Raw genomic sequence first — 17,133 nt, forward strand, 5'->3', positions numbered from 1 at the left:
CCAAAAAGCCTTATGCCAAGTTTGAAGTGGCATAAGGCTTTTTCTTATTTCAATTTGAATACTATCGCTTCATACGGACGTAATGAAATGTTATCTATCGATCCGATTTCTACATCGTAATTGTGTATAAATAACTCTGATTCACTATAACCAATATCCTTAGGCATTTCAAATACACTTTCATCCGCAGTAAAGTTTGCAATGACAAGTAGTTTTTCATCTCTATATGTTCTTACATAAGCAAAAATAGAAGGGTCATTATCTAATATTAAATCATATGATCCATATACAACTATTTCATTATTTTTGCGTAGTTCAATTAATTTCTTATAGTAATAAAAAATTGAACCTTCATCTTGAATTGCTTGTTTCACATTAATCTCTTTATAGTTAGGATTTACAGTAATCCAAGGTTCACCTTTTGTAAATCCAGCGTGATTCTGATCATTCCACTGCATCGGAGTTCTAGCATTATCACGGCCCTTTATATAAATAGATTCCATTACTTTTTCTATATCTTCACCATGGTCTATCACTTTTTCTTTATACATATTTAACGTTTCAATATCTCGATATTCATTAATCGACTCAAATCGGACGTTCGTCATTCCGATTTCTTCTCCTTGATAAATATATGGCGTTCCTTTCATCATATGAAGAACTGTCGCTAACATTTTTGCTGATTCAATGCGATACATTCCATCATTACCAAAACGAGATACAACGCGAGGCTGATCATGATTATTCCAATAAAGGCTATTCCATCCTGTATGCTCTAATGCTTTTTGCCACTTTGTTAAATTCTCTTTTAAAGTAAGAAGTGAGCATGGTTTTACATCCCACTTTCCACCTTCTCCTGAATCTAAATCCATATGTTCAAATTGGAATACCATTTGCAACTCTTTTCGTTCTTCTCCAGTATACAGTTGGGCTTCTTCTGTCGTTACACCTGGCATCTCACCAACCGTCATAATATCATAATGCGATAATACTTCTTCATGCATTTCATGTAAATATTTATGAATGTTTGGACCGTTCATAAAATGTTTATGACCTGAAACATAACCATCTTCATCTGTTTCAACAGCTGGTAGCCCTTCTTCTTTAGATATAAAATTGATAACATCCATGCGGAATCCATCAATTCCTTTTTCTAACCAAAACTTCATCATCTCATAAACATCTTGTCTTACCTTTTCATTATCCCAGTTTAAATCTGGCTGTTTTTTAGAAAACAGATGTAAATAATATTCATCCGTCATTTCATCATACTGCCATGCAGATCCACTAAAAGCAGCTCCCCAGTTGTTCGGTTCTTTCCCTTCTTTTCCAGGACGCCATATATAGTAATCTCTATATTTATTATCTTTTGATTTACGTGATTCAATAAACCAATTATGTTCATCAGATGTATGATTAACAACTAAATCCATCATCAGTTTCATATTGCGTTCATGCATTTCATGTAATAGCTCATCCCAATCTTCCATTGTTCCGAACTCGTTCATAATTTTACAATAATCGCTTATATCATAACCATTATCATCATTTGGAGATTCATAGACTGGTGATAACCAAATCACATCAATCCCTAATTCTTTTAAGTAATCTAGCTTTGAAATAATCCCTTGAAGATCTCCTATACCATCACCGTTACTATCCATAAAGCTACGAGGATAAATTTGATATACTACGCTTTCTTTCCACCATTGTTTTTCCATTATGCTACCCCATTTCATTCATTTTTCTCTTTTTCAAGGCGCAAACGTTTTCATTAATGAATGATAACAGATTCTATCTCAATTTAAAATAGCGCTTACAATTTTTATTGTTCTTTTTCTAAGAAAACATATGAAAATTACTAATAACTCTCCAATAAATGAAAACGTTTTATTTTTTTATTTATTTTTTGAATCTATTCGTTTATAATGAATTCAAAGAAAACGTTTGCATAATTATTTCTAGGGGGAAATACCATGGCAGAACTTAAATTAGAAAACATTTATAAGATATATGATAATAACGTAACAGCTGTAACTGATTTTAATTTACACATTCAAGATAAAGAATTTATCGTATTTGTCGGTCCTTCTGGATGCGGAAAATCTACAACATTACGAATGGTAGCTGGACTTGAAGATATTTCAAAAGGCGAGTTTTCAATTGATGGTAAACTAATGAATGATGTTCCTCCAAAAGATCGAGATATCGCAATGGTATTCCAAAACTACGCTCTTTATCCACATATGAGTGTATATGATAATATGGCATTTGGATTAAAACTTCGAAAAATACCAAAAGATGAAATCGATCGTCGTGTGAAAGATGCAGCAAAAATTTTAGGACTTGAACAATATTTAGATAGAAAACCGAAAGCATTATCAGGTGGACAGCGCCAACGTGTTGCGTTAGGTAGAGCAATCGTTCGAGATGCAAAAGTTTTCTTAATGGATGAACCATTATCAAACTTAGATGCTAAACTCCGTGTTGCAATGCGCTCAGAAATTTCTAAGCTACATCATCGCCTGGGAACAACAACAATTTATGTAACACATGACCAAACAGAAGCAATGACTATGGCTTCGCGTCTTGTCGTTATGAAGGATGGAAAAATCCAACAAATTGGAACTCCAAAAGAAGTATACGAAACACCAGAAAACATTTTCGTGGGTGGATTTATCGGCTCACCAGCGATGAATTTCTTCCGTGGTAAATTGACTGAAACCGATTTCGTTATAGATAATACTATAAAAATTAAAGTATCTGAAGGAAAAATGAAGATGCTACGTGAACAAGGCTATGTAAATAAGGAAATTGTTTTAGGTATTCGCCCAGAGGACATTCATGATGAACTACTATTTTTAGAAGCTTCGCAATCTACTGCCTTCACAACAAAAATTGAAGTCGCTGAATTATTAGGTGCTGAATCCATTTTATATATGAAACTTGGAAATCAAGATTTTGCAGCACGTGTAGATGCAAGACATACGTTTTCACCTGGTGACCAAATTAAATTAGCATTTGATATGAATAAAGCGCATTTCTTTGATAACCAAACTGAACAACGTATTCGCTAAAAAATTTATCTTTACTATACACATACAAAAAAACCGTCCACATATATTGAGGGCGGTTTTCATTATTATACTAGGGCTTCTACTGTATGAAATGATTGTCCTTTCGTGCTAATAATACCGAAAATCGGTAAATCACTAAGCACCACTTCTTCTTGCTGTTTCATAAAAGATGACGTTAATTGTTTTATCTCTATCCAAACGTCATTAATACAAAGTACATTGGAATCGTTCTCTTGTTGGCGAGAAAAAATAGAATCTATTTTATATAAACCAGCATTTTGAAAAAGCATATCAATGCGACTGAATGCATTCAAAGTAATGCTAATAACGCGTTGCCAATCTCCTTGCTTTCCCATATCATAGGATACAAAAAGTGCTTCTCCGCCTAGATTCATAATTTCCTCCACTGTTGCTTGTCCACTCTCTTGATCAATGTCCGTCACAATAACTTTTGCGCCTTGTTTAGCCAACAAAAGAGCTGTATTACGTCCAATACCGATGCCACCGCCAGTTACGATAGCAACTTTTCCTGCAAGCTTCATTTTCATTACCCCTTCTATAAGTCTTACCGTCATTCAGTATACTCCTTTATAAGAATAATCTGCAAGCAAGAAAAATCGCTATTTTATTTGTGAACGCTTACTTTTTATCCTTCTTTTTTCTTACTATTACGCTGATCAAAAACTAGACCGATAAAAATGAGAATACCCCAAAAAATTATGCTTCCTCCTGTCATTTTAACTTCCCCCTTATTATATAAAGTGAAATTTTACTCAGCTCCAATATAGCTTAATAAAGATATTATTTTTAATCATTATACCATTTTCTTAATTTTCAATCGATTATAAATGGAAATGACACATTTTAGCTTTTCCTTACTGTAAACATTCCCAATATACTTATAAAATCAAAAAGACCCTTTTATATATAAAAAGGTCTTTTTTCATTATACAAGACTTATTACTTTCGTTTTTGTCATTAAATCCTGAAAACCACAATTATCTTTGCGGAACAACATCATATATACATTACATATTAATGGAATTCCTAATAGCAATACGTTCGGTAATAACACTACAAAAAATCTTATAATTAATGTTTGCAACGTTAGCTTTTCACTCTTCAATGAAATTAATTTTATTCTCGTTACCTTTTTACCAAGAGTTACACCGTTCCAAAGAAAGGGTAATACAATAAAATATATCGCCATTAATATGAAAACTACTGCGAAATCATATCTAAAATCACCTAAGCTTATATTAAAGCGCTTAAACATAGCACTATAGTTTCCGGTCATAATAGCTACTACTGCACCATACATAACCGAGATTAAAAACATGTCAATTAGGGAAGCACCTATGCGATTCATTACAAGCGCTGGACGATGCATCTTTAACTTCATTTTATGTCGACTCCTTCATTTCCTTCTTTACCCGTCTCATCGTACCACTTCTAAAAAACATTGTAAACTAGCGTTTCTCTTACTTTTCTTGTACAATTTGTTACAATAGCATTATAAAGGAGGTTCCCATATTGAAAAAATGGATAATCCTATTCGTCGCCTTCCTATTAACTGGTTGTGCAGGAAACACAAGTCACTTAACTTATACGGTTAACGATGAATACGAACTCATACGTACTTCTGGAAATGCATTTGAACTTTTCCCCTCGCAAGATGCTGTATATGCCACACAATACATTCCTGCAAAAATTACAGACATTGCTTGGGATGATAAATACATTATTGCAAAACAAACTGAGGAAAAATCAGATCCAAATAACCCTGACGCAGCAATTGCAAATAGAAAAAGTGAACATTATTGGATTATTGACGTAAAGCACAATAAACGTTTCGGTCCCTACAATGAAAAGCAATTTAATGAACAAAAAGATGCGTTTAAAATTAAGGTGCCTTTTCAAAATGTAGATTTATACATAAAAGAAATAAAAAAACAGTCAGCATAATATTTGAATGCTGACTGTTTTGTCTTACATTATTTTAGTGAGATGTTAAACGTTTGTGGCTCTTTTACAACATCTTGTGTTTCTGAATCTCCTGCAAGTAAATCATCAGTTGTAAACTGAATATCCTTTACCTTGTCTTTTCCATCGTCAAGTATTAAACCAATAATACCATCTCTTGTTTCACCAGGCTTATAGTCTTCTCTTGATACATTTTTTGTACCAACTAACGTATCTTCGTCATATAAAAAGTTTTGAGTGGCTACTTTAAAATGTTGCTTACCATTAATCATAACATCATTCATAGAGAAAAATTGCATATTTTTATTTCCGCTATTCTCCACTTTATATGTAATCTCAACGTAACGAATTGTATTACTAATTTCTGTTCCACTTAGCGATGCATATAATTCTGCATCTTCTTGGCTTACTTTATCCCCTAATCTACGTTTTACTTCTTCAGGAGTTAGTGCCGTGTATACTTTCAATGTATTTTTTGCCTTTTCACTCATTTGTGATAAAGAGATTACTTTCACATCTTGTACGTAAATTTTCATTGGCGCTACTTCAAATGTTTGATTCACAGAATGCATCTGCTCTAACTTGAAAGTACCCCATCCTGTTTCTTTCACTTTTTGTCCTACTTTTTTCAGCTCACGCCCACCATATTCTTTCGTTTCAGGAATAGATTCTTTCTTCTTCGGTTCAGCTTTCTTTTCTTCTTGATGGAAGCAACCACTTAACATAAGAAGAAAACTACATAAAACAAAAATACTTTTCCATGCTTTCATCATTTCATTTCTCCTAACGCTATCATTCATGAATATAAAATTAGTCCCTTGCTTTGTAAACTATAGAAACAATGACAATTCCACAAAATGAACTTGTCAGTCCAGATACTATTATACCTCCAATTTGGAAAATATGAAAATAAGGATCTAAGAACGCATGCACGATAAATATAAAAGCTGTCACAATGATTATAGAAACCCAATACTTTCTTTTTTCTAAAGCTACAATCATATCTTTCCCTGTTTCATCTTTATACTTCCATAGTACGTATAATAGCAATAATAAGCCAACACATGTACTCCCATGTTGCATATATTTATACAATGGAATACTGCGTAATTCAATTTGTAACAATGGTATTTTCATAACGAAATAGCCTGTATTATGAGTAAATGCATCCCAAACGACATGCGTGAGCATACCGAATAATGCAGAATAGCAAAATACAAAGAATTCTTTCCAGGTATGTAGCCCCCACCTCTCATCTATTGCATATGAATAATAACCAGCAAACGGTTTAGGCAAATGCGTTATAAACGGCTTTTTTAAAATGTAATGATATATGTATGCGAGTAGAAATACAAGCGGTAAATTTAAATATAAGAACCCAAGCCATGTATGGCCAATAACACCATAGGGTCTAAAGTGTAAAAAATATTCAAAGTCAGGCGCCATACTACCTAATATAAGAGCCGTTACTGAAATATGTTTAGAATGCTTTTTCGCAAAAGGAAGAACTGCTGCTGGATGTGCAAATGTAAACGGCATACTTTAACTCCTTCTCACATTTTCAATAGAATACCATATATCATAACGAGAGAATGGATCTTCATGCAATATTTATTTTCACATTGGAATATGATAGTTTAAATGATATAATCCACATAAAATATTCAAAAAACAAGAAGGGATTCAGGTGTCATTAACACTTTTATTTGCTGCCTTTTTAAATTCAAAATCCGTTATGAATTGAGGTTTATATATTGATTGACGTACCCTTTTTACAAAATGTCACATTAAAAAAAGAAAATATCCCTAGTTTTTCCGTATATCCTTACTGTTTACCCGCTATTCGAACATTACAGTCACTAGCTTTCCATCCAAATGTAACATTCATTATTGGAGAAAACGGAACAGGTAAATCAACATTACTTGAAGGAATTGCAATTGCGTTAGGTTTTAATGCAGAAGGTGGAACGAAGAATTTCCGCTTTAGCACAAACGATTCACATTCATCTTTACATGAATACCTTCGAATTTCCAAAAGTTTCAATACACCAAACGACGGTTTCTTTCTTCGCGCTGAATCATTTTATAACGTTGCTTCTTATATTGATGAAATAGATGCTATAAAATCTTACGGCGGCGTTTCACTACACGAACAATCTCACGGTGAATCATTCTTTTCCTTATTTATGAACCGTTTTTCAGGACAAGGTTTATACATTTTAGATGAGCCTGAGGCAGCTTTATCACCGATGAGACAACTTTCCATGCTCATTCGAATGCATGAGCTAGCGGAACAAGGTTCACAATTTGTTATTGCGACGCATTCTCCTATTTTAATGGCTTACCCTGAATCTACTATATACTCTTTAACACAAGAGGGAATTCACGAATCCACATTAGAAGAAACTGAGCATTACCAAACGACGAAACTTTTCTTTGAAAATCGCGATCGATTATTCCATCATCTATTTAAGTCGTAAAAAAAGAAGCAGCAATAGCTGCTTCTTTTTTATAGTGCTTCTATAAATAAGGCAACCCCAATACCGCCACCAACGCATAAAGAGGCAATTCCTTTTTCTAAACCACGTCTTTTTAATTCGTGAATTAAACTTACTGTAATACGAGCCCCTGTACAACCAATTGGATGCCCAAGTCCTACGCCACTACCGTTTACGTTCACTTTTTCACGGTCTAAGCCTAACTCTTTCTCTACAGCTAAATATTGAGCCGCGAAAGCTTCATTAATTTCAAGTAAATCTGCATCTTCTAATGACCAATCTACTTTCTCTAATCCTTTTCGGATTGCTGGTGCTGGTCCAATACCCATAATTTTCGGGTCTACTCCAGCTACTGAATATCCAACAATTCTAGCTAACGGTTGTAAGCCTTTTTCTTTCGCTTTTTCTTCGCTCATTAATACTAGAACTGCACTTCCGTCATTCAGGCCAGATGCATTACCTGCAGTTACAGATCCATCTTTACGGAATGCTGGTTTTAACCCTGCTAATTTTTCCGCTGTAATATCTGCACGTGGATGCTCATCCTGCGAAAATACTACTTCTTTTCTACGTTCTTTTATTGTAATAGGAACAATTTGATCGTCAAAATATCCAGACTCGATTGCCTTCAGTGCCAATGTATGACTGCGAAGAGCAACTTCATCTTGTTCCTCTCTTGTAATTTCATATTGTTCAACTAAATTTTCCGCTGTTTCACCCATCATAATATGGTGAATCGGATCTTCTAACACTTCCCACACCGTGTCACGAATTTCTCCGTGCTGTAGACGTTGTCCCCAGCGGTGCTGTTTCAATGCATAAGGGCTCGAACTCATCGCTTCTACTCCACCTGCAACAACAACATCACTTACACCTAATTGGATTTGCATTGCAGCTGACATAATTGCTTGCATACCTGAAGAACATTGACGTTGGATTGTATATCCCGTAACTGTGTCAGGAAATCCTGCCGCTAATGCAGCTGTTCTCGCCGTATTTGCTTCATCAGTTCTTTGAATACAATGACCTAAAATTACTTCATCAACTTCATGTGGTTCTACCCCGCCTCGTTTTACAGCTTCCTGAAGTACAGGAACAGCTAATTCTACTGGCGTTACATTTTTTAGCGCTCCTCCAAAAGTTCCAATTGGCGAACGAACTGCAGCTGTAATAACAACATTATGCATTTTGTACTTGCCCCTCTCTTATGTACCCTAGTAAGTTTTTAGGTGAACTTCCATAAGATGTATATCTATAACTATCATACTATAAACATACTAAAAAATCAAAATATTTCATATAATAAAAATAGAAGGAATTAACCTTCTATTCTGTCAGTGCATATAAAAACTTTTGTAAAATTTTCTCTGTCGTTTCATTCAATTTTGGCAACTTATCTACTGGAAAATATCGGAGTTTCAACCCTTCATGATCGAGCTTTAATTCCCCACTCACATGATGTGCCTGATACAGATGAATGACATTGAAAATTTCATCGCCATTCGGATAACGGAAATATACTTCTTTTCCTGATAGAACACCAAGAAATTGCATTATTTTTGCAGTTAACCCCGTTTCCTCAAATAACTCTCTACGTGCAGTTTCTTCTGTCGTTTCGCCCAGTTCCATCGCCCCACCAGGTACACCCCAATTATATGTATCTGAACGATATTGAAGCAATACTTCTTGATTATCATTTAATATAATGATTGCTGATCCTACGAGAATAAGCGGCCTTGTACCAACGACTTTGCGTAACTCTTCAATATACCCCATATGTAAATCCCCCTTTCCCTAACCTCCCTTATCATAACAAAATTTTTCTCTTTTTGTTCATGTAATTTTAAAGAAAAAAAGAAGCTTTCGCCTCCTTTTTTTCACCTTTATTTCTTAAAACTTTCATATTTTACAGCTTCAAAAGCTTCCTCAATTTCATCATTACGATAATGGACATATGTAAAACGCCCCAATTCTACTAATCTTGCTATTTCCTGTAACGCTTTATGCTGCTCATATGTTTCTTTCAGCTTAATATGTACATAAAACTTCATTAAAGGATGTTCATATAAAGGTTCTCCTACCTCTACATATACATCTTCAACCCCTTGTACAACTCTTACATAACTCGCAAATTGATAAAGTGCTTCTCTGTCTGAAACGATTTTTAATGTATACATATATTCTCCCCCTTTCCTTTACTATATCAAAAAGACGACCACACCATGTTATAGAACTATGAAATTTTTTCGACTTGTCATCTATATATTCAATAAAGAAGGCGTTTATCCATACATGACATCTTTTTCCCACATATATTATAGGAAGAACTTTTTCATTTGAGGTGTTCCTTATGGATCCATACGTCAATATATGTATTTGCATTACTCCCGGCGCCGATATTTCTGATGACCGCATCGCAAAAGATTTAGCTGTTGCAGAATCAATTTGGCACCCCATTACATTTCAAATTCAAGAAGTAATTGTATTAAATGAACTTTTCCGTTTTTTTGACCGTGAAATCAGTTATAGAAATTCCATTCAAAGTCAAGAAAAGTTGGCATCCTTTTTCCAAACATGTGTAAATGAAGCTCCTGAATGCGACCTTTATATTTGTTATATTGGCAGTGATTATTTCAAAGAAACAGCAGTAATTGCCTGCGCTTACTCTTTAGCAAAACAACAGCAACTTACCGGCTATATTGTTTTAACAAATTCGGCTGCCCCTATGAAAAATATATATACGCTCGCTCACGAAATCGGTCATATTTTATTTACAAGACGTGTTCATGGAAAACTTACTCATGCAGATCCTCATTCTCCAACCGGCTCGGAGCACCATCCTTCTCCAACAAATCTTATGTATCCGATAGTCCCTCGTCCAGAAAACGTTCATATTCATTCCTTATTAACTGCAGAACAAAAAGCCCTCTCTTTACAAAGCTCTTTATTACAAAGAAAAAAACAGTAACCCTCATGTTACTGTTTAAAACAATTTATTCCGATCAAAAAACCAAATCCCGGCTGCTAGAAATAAAAATAGACAACTAAATATAAATGTAATCCCTCTAAAAATCCCTATATAATATTTCTTTGGAAATAATTTTTGATATATCCAGAGCAGCCGCTTTTTATTGAACTTCTAGTTCACACTTTTTCTTTCTTCAATTTTTAAAGACCATCTCATTAATCCATATATACTTCCATACATAAGTAAGATCTTTGCAATTCCCCAAAATACATTTCTTTCTTCTAAGTCTTTAAATAAGAACATAATTGCAAGAGGAACAATTAGTACCACAACACCTATCCAACCAAGAACATATACTTCACCAATAAGAAGTAATAAAAATATAGTTACTGCTAATATATATGTCTGCATTGTCGACAATTGTAAAATTGGCGTCCCATACCATTTATTCATAAACATTAATAACACCAATAATAAAATAGGTATCATCACTATTACATAAATAATTCCAAACTCTACTAGTTTACTTTTAAAAGAAGAAATTCTAAACGCAACAATCGTTCCAATAATCGTAATAATTAAAACGATTGGATAACCAATTAACTGTACATTTGTTAATGTAAATTGTTGATTCGGATTTCCAAATAAAATATTTGTAAGTAACCAATATCCACCTATCCCAATTATCATTCCTAAGATACTTTTTATACTCCCGCTTTTATCCTTCTCCATCTCTTTCGCTAATTCTTCCGCATACTCTTTTGGTGAATCACCAAATATATCACTTACCGTCTTTCCCTCTTTCTCACCTTCTATTAAATGAAGCTCTGCATCTTCTAGAAAGGCGTCCACATCTTCTTCTTTAATTCCTTTTGTTATTAAATACACTTTCGTATCGATTAAAAACTTTTCCCCTTCTTTAGAAATCTTCATAATAATCCCTCCCTTATTAAACCGCTTCTCTTCTATTCGTCTTCATCATAATTTCAACGAAAGTTAAAATAAATAAACTTCCATATAAACATATAATTTGAAATAACATTGGCACGAGATCTTCCGATGTAAATGTTTTAAACACTAACATAATTGAAAGTGGAATGATTAAATATAAATTTTTAAACCATCCTTCAAAATATATATTTATAGCTACTGTGATGATAAAAATCCCACCAGCCACTATATAACTTTGCACTTCGGTGAATGTGAGCATTTTTGTCGGATATATCACATCTAATATCGTAACAGCTCCTAATAAAAACATTGGAGTAATCATAACTAGAGACCACATAGAAAACCATGTTTTTGTAAAGCTTGTTACGAAGGTCATTTTGCGAAGTAGAAAATTAGGACCTATAACAACTAAAATAAATGAAAAACTATAACCGATACACTGAATAAGTGAAATCTGTAACATTCCGTTATTCACTATTAAGATAGAAGCAATAATCCAAAATGATACGATATTCATTACTGTAAAACCAATTTGCTTCCACGTTTCCCATCTATCCTTTTCCATTACCTTTACAAGTTCATTTGCATATTCTTTCGGTGAGCTTCCGAAAATATCTTCTACACTCTTCCCCTTACTCTCACCTTCTATTAAATGCAACTCTGCATCTTCTAAAAAGTTTTCAATATCACTTTCTTTTACACTCTTTGCCGTCAAAAATAATCTCATATCTAATAAAAACTTTCGTGCTTCATTTGATAGCATTATTTTTCCCCCCCTTCCCTTCAAGTAGACGTTCTACACTACTTTGCATCGTTTCCCAGCGATCCATAAATTCATCAAGTGCTTCCTCGCCTTTTTCTGTTAATGTATAATATTTTCTCTTTGGACCAGATGGAGATTCCTTCATTACGCTTGTTATTAGTCCTTCTTTTTGCATTCGTATTAATAACGGATAAATACTTCCCTCACTCGCCATTGTAAAACCATACTTCGCTAGCTTTTCACTCATTTCATAACCGTATATTTCGCCTTCAGAAATAATAGCAAGTAAGCATCCTTCTAAAATCCCTTTCAGCATTTGACTTGTCGACATAATTTAAATCCTCCTACTATCTTGTTTTACAAGATAGATAAGCGTAAGTATCTTGCTTTACAAAATAGTATAGCAAAGACTATTTTGCAAAACAAGATAGCTAACGATATTTTTTCCAAATGTTTGCAGGAATTTCATTGTAGCCTCTCTAAATAGTGCACTATGAAAACTTTATTATGAAGGGATGTTTTTCATCATGGTTACAAATCGAGTTGTCTTTTTAACTGGTGCTGCGAGTGGTATTGGTTATGAAATGGGAAAGGCTTTTGCAAAAGAAGGTGCAAAAGTTGTGATTACCGATCGGCTTGAAGAACGTGCAAAAGAAGCTGCTGAACAATTACAAAATGAAGATTTTCAAGCTATCGGTTTAAAATGTGACGTTACATCTGAAGAGGAAATTACAGCAGCAATTTCTCAAACAGTTGATCATTTCGGTTCATTAGATATATTAATTAACAACGCAGGAATGCAACACGTTTCACCCATTGAAGACTTTCCAACTGAAAAGTTCGAGCTACTAATTCAAATTATGCAAATTGCTCCGTTTATCGCAATTAAGCATGCCTTTCCGATTATGAAACAACAAAAATATGGTCGTATTATTAATGTCGCTTCTATTAACGGCCTTGTCGGATTTGCTGGAAAAGCTGCCTACAATAGTGCAAAACATGGCGTAATTGGATTAACAAAAGTTGCTGCTTTAGAAGGTGCTACGCATGGTATTACTGTTAATGCCCTTTGCCCTGGTTATGTCGATACCCCTCTTGTACGTAATCAACTACAAGACTTAGCTACTACAAGAAATGTACCACTTGAAAATGTTTTAGAAGATGTTATTTATCCACTCGTCCCACAAAAGCGCTTATTACAAGTACAAGAAATCGCTGATTATGCGATGTTTTTAGCGAGTGAAAAAGCTAAAGGTATAACGGGACAAGCTGTTGTTATAGATGGTGGTTATACTGCTCAATAAAAAATAAAGTTTGCTCAAGAAGAGCAAACTTTATTTTTTATCGCGAGGATCTTCGTACTTTAGTAATTGCCGCGGGAGCTTCTCAATTGCAACAATTACCCCATCTAATTTACTTTCAATACGGTGAAGTAAATATAATGTTACAACAATCGGAAACCCTACATTACCTATCATCTTGATCCACTCTTCCATCCTCTTCCCCTCCTTTCATTATATAAGTAAGAGAAAACACTGCATTTAGGCATAAAAAAACAAGCTATTATGTATTAGCTTGTTTTTCAAATAATGATGCAATTTCTCGTTTATAGTCCCCGCGTATAATACCTTTCTCAGTAATAATTCCTGTAATTAATTCATTCGGCGTTATGTCAAATGCTGGATTATAAACATCCGTTCCAATTGGTGCTACTTGTTTTCCAAAGATTTTCGTAACTTCTGTTTCATCTCTTTCTTCAATAATAATTTCGGCTCCAGTTTCTTTCGTAACATCAAATGTTGACAGTGGAGCAGCAACGTAAAATGGGATATTAAAGTGCTTTGCTAAAATAGCTAAATTCATTGTCCCTATTTTATTGGCTGTATCTCCATTTGCGACAATTCGATCCGCCCCCACAATAATCGCGTTTATTTCTTTCGTTTGAATAGCATGAGCTGCAGTATTATCTGTAATAAGGGTCACATCAATATTTGCTTGCTTCAATTCCCACGTCGTTAAGCGACCACCTTGTAAAACTGGCCTCGTTTCACACGCATATGCATGTAAACGCACACCTTTCTCTTTTCCAATATAAAAGGGAGCTAATGCAGTTCCATATCTGGCAGTTGCGATACTTCCAGCGTTACAGATTGTTAAAATATTATCGCCATCTTTAAAACATGTTAACGCATATTCCCCAATATTTCGACACACCTCTTCATCTTCCTGCTGAATGCGAAGCGCTTCTTCTTCTAATATTTTTTGTGCTTCTTTTATTGTAGTAATCTCTCGAATAGATTCTCTCATACGATCAATTGCCCAAAATAAATTTACTGCCGTTGGGCGTGATGTCCCTAAATAGTTACAGTCTCTATTAAACTTCTTTTGAAATTCTTCGATATGTAAAGTATTATATTTTTTCGCTGCAAGCGCCAAGCCAAATGCAGCTACAATTCCAATTGCAGGCGCTCCGCGTACTTCTAACATTATGATACTTTTCCAAACCTCTTCAATAGTCGTTAATGTTTTGTATTCTGTGCTATGTGGCAATTTCGTTTGATTTAATACCGCAATTGCATCACCTTTCCAACTTACAGATCTCGGAACAGTAACGATTGTACTCATGCTTTTACACCCCTTGAAACTGTCTGTTGAAATAATGTTCGAAACAGTTGAATATCAGCACTTTTAGATTCATATTTTATTAGTTCTTTTCCTAAGGATAGCGCTTGTTTCTTAGCTTGAATTCTTGTTTCTTTATTTTCTATTTCATCTAAATCTGCTACATGAGCTAAACCAATTGTTCTACGAATTAGTTCACATCCGGCAAATCCAACTGCATCAGTAAAGATATTTTGCAAAATAATTGGTAACCATTGTTTTTCTTTCGTATATGCTTCTACACCTTCTCCAATCCATAACTTTGTAAAAGTTTCTACAAAATAACTCCACGTCTTTTCTATATGGAAAAATAGTACACTTCTTTTTTCTTCTTCTCTAGATAAAGCATTTAATAATAGATTTGCAATAAATTGACCTATGTCAAATCCAAATGGGCCATATGTCGCAAATTCTGGATCAATCACTTTCGTTTCAGAAGGTGACGAAAAAATACTACCAGTATGTAAATCACCATGAATAAGAGTTTCTTTTCTTGTTAAGAACTTATATTTATATTGTGCTACTTTTAGTTTTAAAGTTTTATCACTCCAAAGTTCATCAACCACGAGCTGTAAATTTGGCTCATAATCATTTGTATCATAATGTCCAAACGGATCTGTAAACACTAAATCCTCTGTAATTTTACAAAGGTCCGGATTTACAAAGGTACCTTCTAGTACCCTCTTCTCTTCTGACTGTAAACCAAAATCTGAAGTATAAAATAAAACATGTGCTAGAAAACGGCCGATATGCTGGGATAAAAGCGGATATTCTTCTCCGTCTATTAATCCTTTTCTTGTAATTGTTAGTCTTGATAAGTCTTCTATTACCGTTATCGCTAACTCTTCATCATGACTGTACACTACTGGAACATAATCCGGTACATACTGCGCAAAAATTTGTAATGCCTTGCTTTCAATCGTTGCTCTTTTTATAGACAATGGCCAGCTTTCACCAACTACTTTCGCATATGGCAGTGCCTGTTTTATTATAATAGACTTCTCTCCATCATCTAATTTGAACACGTAATTTAAGTTTCCGTCTCCAATTTCATGACAAACGACATTTGCCTTCGCTTCAAAATAGCCATGATCTTTCGCATATTGTACAGCTGTTATTTCTGTTAATGAATAATATCCCATCGTCTTCTCCCCCTTTTTAAATTCAGAGGTTTTTCTAACACAGAAAAACCTCTTTTCACTAAGAAAGAGGTTTGAAGTTTATCTTCTCCCCTCTTATCTGCCAGAAAGTTTTACTTTCTGCTGGAATTAGCACCGTGCCTTTTGGCGTAATAAACGCCCCATTTCACAATGGTATTACGGTCGGTTGCTGGGTTTCATCGGGCCAAATCCCTCCACCTGCTCTTGATAAGAGTTATATAATTTTTTGAATTTTTAACTTTATGTTGAAGACTATACCAAGAATAAAAATCACTTGTCAACATTTTATTTGTATAATTCTGGACGACGATCCGCAAAAACTGGAATTCCTTTACGTACTTCTTTAATTTTCTCGAATACAAGCTCTCCAAATAAAATTGATTCCTCTTCATTCGCCTCTACTACAACTTCACCCCAAGGATCCACAATTAAAGAATGACCTGCAAACACATTATTCGGATCCTTTCCTGCTCTATTACAAGCAACAACATAACACTGATTTTCAACTGCTCTTGCTTGCAATAGCAAACGCCAATGTGCTAAACGAACTAATGGCCATTCAGCTACAACAAATAATACTTTTGCCCCTTTAACAGTATGGACACGCATCCACTCTGGAAAACGAATATCATAACAAATTGTTCCAGCGCATTCAACATCATCTAGCTTAAATTCGCCCGTACCATTACCAGCTATTAAATATTTATGTTCATCCATAAGCTGAAATAAATGTACTTTACTATATTCATTAACTAGTTCTCCTTCCTTGTTTACAACATACATTGTATTTGTAACACCTTGTTCCGTTTGCTTCGCTATGGAACCACCAACAATATGTACACCATATTGTTTCGACCATTCTTTTAACTTTTCTTTCGTTTCCAATCCATCCCTATCTGCAATTTCAGAAAGTCTTGTTAAATCATATCCTGTTGTCCATAATTCTGGTAAGACGATAACATCTGGCCTTTCCTTCATAGCTTCGCTTATTTTATTTTTAGCATTCTCAATATTTTTTTCTACATCTCCAAAAACAATATCCATTTGAATACATGCGACTTTCATTTTGTCA

21 protein-coding genes, 1 pseudogene and 1 riboswitch are annotated in these 17,133 nt (G+C 34.3%); of the genes and pseudogenes, 5 read left to right on the forward strand and 17 right to left on the reverse strand.

Annotated elements, in window-relative coordinates; all coding sequences use genetic code 11:
* Positions 1–44 precede the first annotated feature (44 nt).
* Positions 45–1,721, reverse strand: coding sequence for an oligo-1,6-glucosidase (gene malL / locus MR143_RS19225; protein ID WP_050552458.1), 1,677 nt, complete (start codon positions 1,719–1,721; stop codon positions 45–47).
* A 255-nt stretch (positions 1,722–1,976) separates the two neighbouring features.
* On the opposite strand from malL, the gene MR143_RS19230 reads away from it, so the two are divergent.
* Positions 1,977–3,077 (forward strand): ABC transporter ATP-binding protein, encoded by a 1,101-nt coding sequence (locus MR143_RS19230; RefSeq protein WP_000818931.1) that lies wholly within the window; start codon positions 1,977–1,979, stop codon positions 3,075–3,077.
* Between the two features lie 65 nt (positions 3,078–3,142).
* Here MR143_RS19230 and MR143_RS19235 read toward each other — a convergent pair whose 3' ends face one another.
* The 3 genes from MR143_RS19235 to MR143_RS19245 all read right to left on the reverse strand — a co-directional run bounded on the left by MR143_RS19235 (position 3,143) and on the right by MR143_RS19245 (position 4,479).
* Positions 3,143–3,652, reverse strand: a complete 510-nt coding sequence (locus MR143_RS19235; protein WP_000218410.1) for an SDR family NAD(P)-dependent oxidoreductase — start codon at positions 3,650–3,652, stop codon at positions 3,143–3,145.
* Between the two features lie 71 nt (positions 3,653–3,723).
* Entirely contained in the window at positions 3,724–3,813 is a 90-nt protein-coding gene (locus MR143_RS19240; RefSeq protein WP_000145637.1) for a hypothetical protein, read from the reverse strand.
* 210 nt (positions 3,814–4,023) lie between these two features.
* A complete protein-coding gene (locus MR143_RS19245) occupies positions 4,024–4,479 on the reverse strand; it encodes an RDD family protein (protein WP_000769083.1) in 456 nt (151 codons plus the stop codon).
* 131 nt (positions 4,480–4,610) lie between these two features.
* Between MR143_RS19245 and MR143_RS19250 the strand changes: the two genes are divergently transcribed.
* Positions 4,611–5,042, forward strand: coding sequence for a DUF3997 domain-containing protein (locus MR143_RS19250; RefSeq protein ID WP_000758790.1), 432 nt, complete (start codon positions 4,611–4,613; stop codon positions 5,040–5,042).
* A 29-nt stretch (positions 5,043–5,071) separates the two neighbouring features.
* On the opposite strand, the gene MR143_RS19255 is transcribed toward MR143_RS19250, so the two are convergent.
* Both MR143_RS19255 and MR143_RS19260 read right to left on the reverse strand, forming a co-directional pair.
* Positions 5,072–5,833 carry a hypothetical protein gene (locus MR143_RS19255; protein WP_000973901.1) on the reverse strand — a complete coding sequence of 254 codons (762 nt, stop codon included), beginning with the start codon at positions 5,831–5,833 and terminating at the stop codon, positions 5,072–5,074.
* Positions 5,834–5,870: 37 nt separating this feature from the next.
* Positions 5,871–6,599, reverse strand: coding sequence for a DUF4184 family protein (locus MR143_RS19260; RefSeq protein WP_001116858.1), 729 nt, complete (start codon positions 6,597–6,599; stop codon positions 5,871–5,873).
* A gap of 215 nt (positions 6,600–6,814) precedes the next feature.
* Between MR143_RS19260 and MR143_RS19265 the strand changes: the two genes are divergently transcribed.
* Positions 6,815–7,540: an AAA family ATPase gene (locus MR143_RS19265; protein ID WP_000568013.1), complete on the forward strand. Its 726-nt coding sequence runs from the start codon at positions 6,815–6,817 to the stop codon at positions 7,538–7,540.
* A 29-nt stretch (positions 7,541–7,569) separates the two neighbouring features.
* On the opposite strand, the gene MR143_RS19270 is transcribed toward MR143_RS19265, so the two are convergent.
* From MR143_RS19270 to MR143_RS19280, 3 genes are all read right to left on the reverse strand, one after another.
* Entirely contained in the window at positions 7,570–8,745 is a 1,176-nt protein-coding gene (locus MR143_RS19270; RefSeq protein WP_000552079.1) for an acetyl-CoA C-acetyltransferase, read from the reverse strand.
* Positions 8,746–8,884: 139 nt separating this feature from the next.
* Complete coding sequence (locus MR143_RS19275; RefSeq protein ID WP_002164161.1) at positions 8,885–9,334, reverse strand: NUDIX hydrolase; 450 nt, start codon at positions 9,332–9,334, stop codon at positions 8,885–8,887.
* Positions 9,335–9,441: 107 nt separating this feature from the next.
* Positions 9,442–9,735 carry a DUF3928 family protein gene (locus MR143_RS19280; RefSeq protein ID WP_000288330.1) on the reverse strand — a complete coding sequence of 98 codons (294 nt, stop codon included), beginning with the start codon at positions 9,733–9,735 and terminating at the stop codon, positions 9,442–9,444.
* Between the two features lie 173 nt (positions 9,736–9,908).
* Between MR143_RS19280 and MR143_RS19285 the strand changes: the two genes are divergently transcribed.
* The gene (locus MR143_RS19285) at positions 9,909–10,526 is read left to right on the forward strand and encodes an ImmA/IrrE family metallo-endopeptidase (protein WP_000371610.1); all 618 of its coding nucleotides are present in this window, start codon (positions 9,909–9,911) and stop codon (positions 10,524–10,526) included.
* A gap of 15 nt (positions 10,527–10,541) precedes the next feature.
* Here MR143_RS19285 and MR143_RS19290 read toward each other — a convergent pair.
* The 4 genes and pseudogenes from MR143_RS19290 to MR143_RS19305 form a co-directional block, all read right to left on the reverse strand.
* Positions 10,542–10,685: pseudogene (locus tag MR143_RS19290) on the reverse strand (DNA-binding protein); the annotation flags it as partial.
* Between the two features lie 12 nt (positions 10,686–10,697).
* Positions 10,698–11,459 carry a DUF1129 domain-containing protein gene (locus MR143_RS19295; protein WP_000703258.1) on the reverse strand — a complete coding sequence of 254 codons (762 nt, stop codon included), beginning with the start codon at positions 11,457–11,459 and terminating at the stop codon, positions 10,698–10,700.
* A gap of 16 nt (positions 11,460–11,475) precedes the next feature.
* Positions 11,476–12,240 (reverse strand): DUF1129 domain-containing protein, encoded by a 765-nt coding sequence (locus tag MR143_RS19300; RefSeq protein ID WP_199717801.1) that lies wholly within the window; start codon positions 12,238–12,240, stop codon positions 11,476–11,478.
* Positions 12,227–12,571: a PadR family transcriptional regulator gene (locus MR143_RS19305; RefSeq protein WP_000107980.1), complete on the reverse strand. Its 345-nt coding sequence runs from the start codon at positions 12,569–12,571 to the stop codon at positions 12,227–12,229. Before MR143_RS19305 ends, MR143_RS19300 begins: the two co-directional genes overlap by 14 nt.
* A 196-nt stretch (positions 12,572–12,767) precedes the next feature.
* Here MR143_RS19305 and MR143_RS19310 point away from each other — a divergent pair, with 196 nt between their 5' ends.
* Positions 12,768–13,544, forward strand: coding sequence for a 3-hydroxybutyrate dehydrogenase (locus tag MR143_RS19310; protein WP_000258426.1), 777 nt, complete (start codon positions 12,768–12,770; stop codon positions 13,542–13,544).
* A 30-nt stretch (positions 13,545–13,574) separates the two neighbouring features.
* On the opposite strand, the gene MR143_RS19315 is transcribed toward MR143_RS19310, so the two are convergent.
* From MR143_RS19315 to MR143_RS19330, 4 genes are all read right to left on the reverse strand, one after another.
* The gene (locus tag MR143_RS19315; RefSeq protein ID WP_000393330.1) at positions 13,575–13,736 is read right to left on the reverse strand and encodes a YvrJ family protein; all 162 of its coding nucleotides are present in this window, start codon (positions 13,734–13,736) and stop codon (positions 13,575–13,577) included.
* Positions 13,737–13,803: 67 nt separating this feature from the next.
* A complete protein-coding gene (gene mtnA / locus MR143_RS19320) occupies positions 13,804–14,865 on the reverse strand; it encodes an S-methyl-5-thioribose-1-phosphate isomerase (RefSeq protein ID WP_000104601.1) in 1,062 nt (353 codons plus the stop codon).
* The gene (gene mtnK, locus MR143_RS19325) at positions 14,862–16,043 is read right to left on the reverse strand and encodes an S-methyl-5-thioribose kinase (protein WP_000542677.1); all 1,182 of its coding nucleotides are present in this window, start codon (positions 16,041–16,043) and stop codon (positions 14,862–14,864) included. The genes mtnA and mtnK overlap by 4 nt, the downstream gene beginning before the upstream one ends.
* A 90-nt stretch (positions 16,044–16,133) precedes the next feature.
* A riboswitch (SAM riboswitch) is annotated at positions 16,134–16,275 on the reverse strand.
* 71 nt (positions 16,276–16,346) lie between these two features.
* On the reverse strand, positions 16,347–17,126 hold the full coding sequence (locus tag MR143_RS19330) for a carbon-nitrogen family hydrolase (protein ID WP_002164162.1): 780 nt from the start codon (positions 17,124–17,126) through the stop codon (positions 16,347–16,349).
* Between the last annotated feature and the right edge of the window lie 7 nt (positions 17,127–17,133).

Origin of the sequence: Bacillus cereus group sp. BfR-BA-01347 (assembly GCF_022663835.1) — a bacterium.
GTDB lineage: Bacteria > Bacillota > Bacilli > Bacillales > Bacillaceae_G > Bacillus_A > Bacillus_A thuringiensis_K.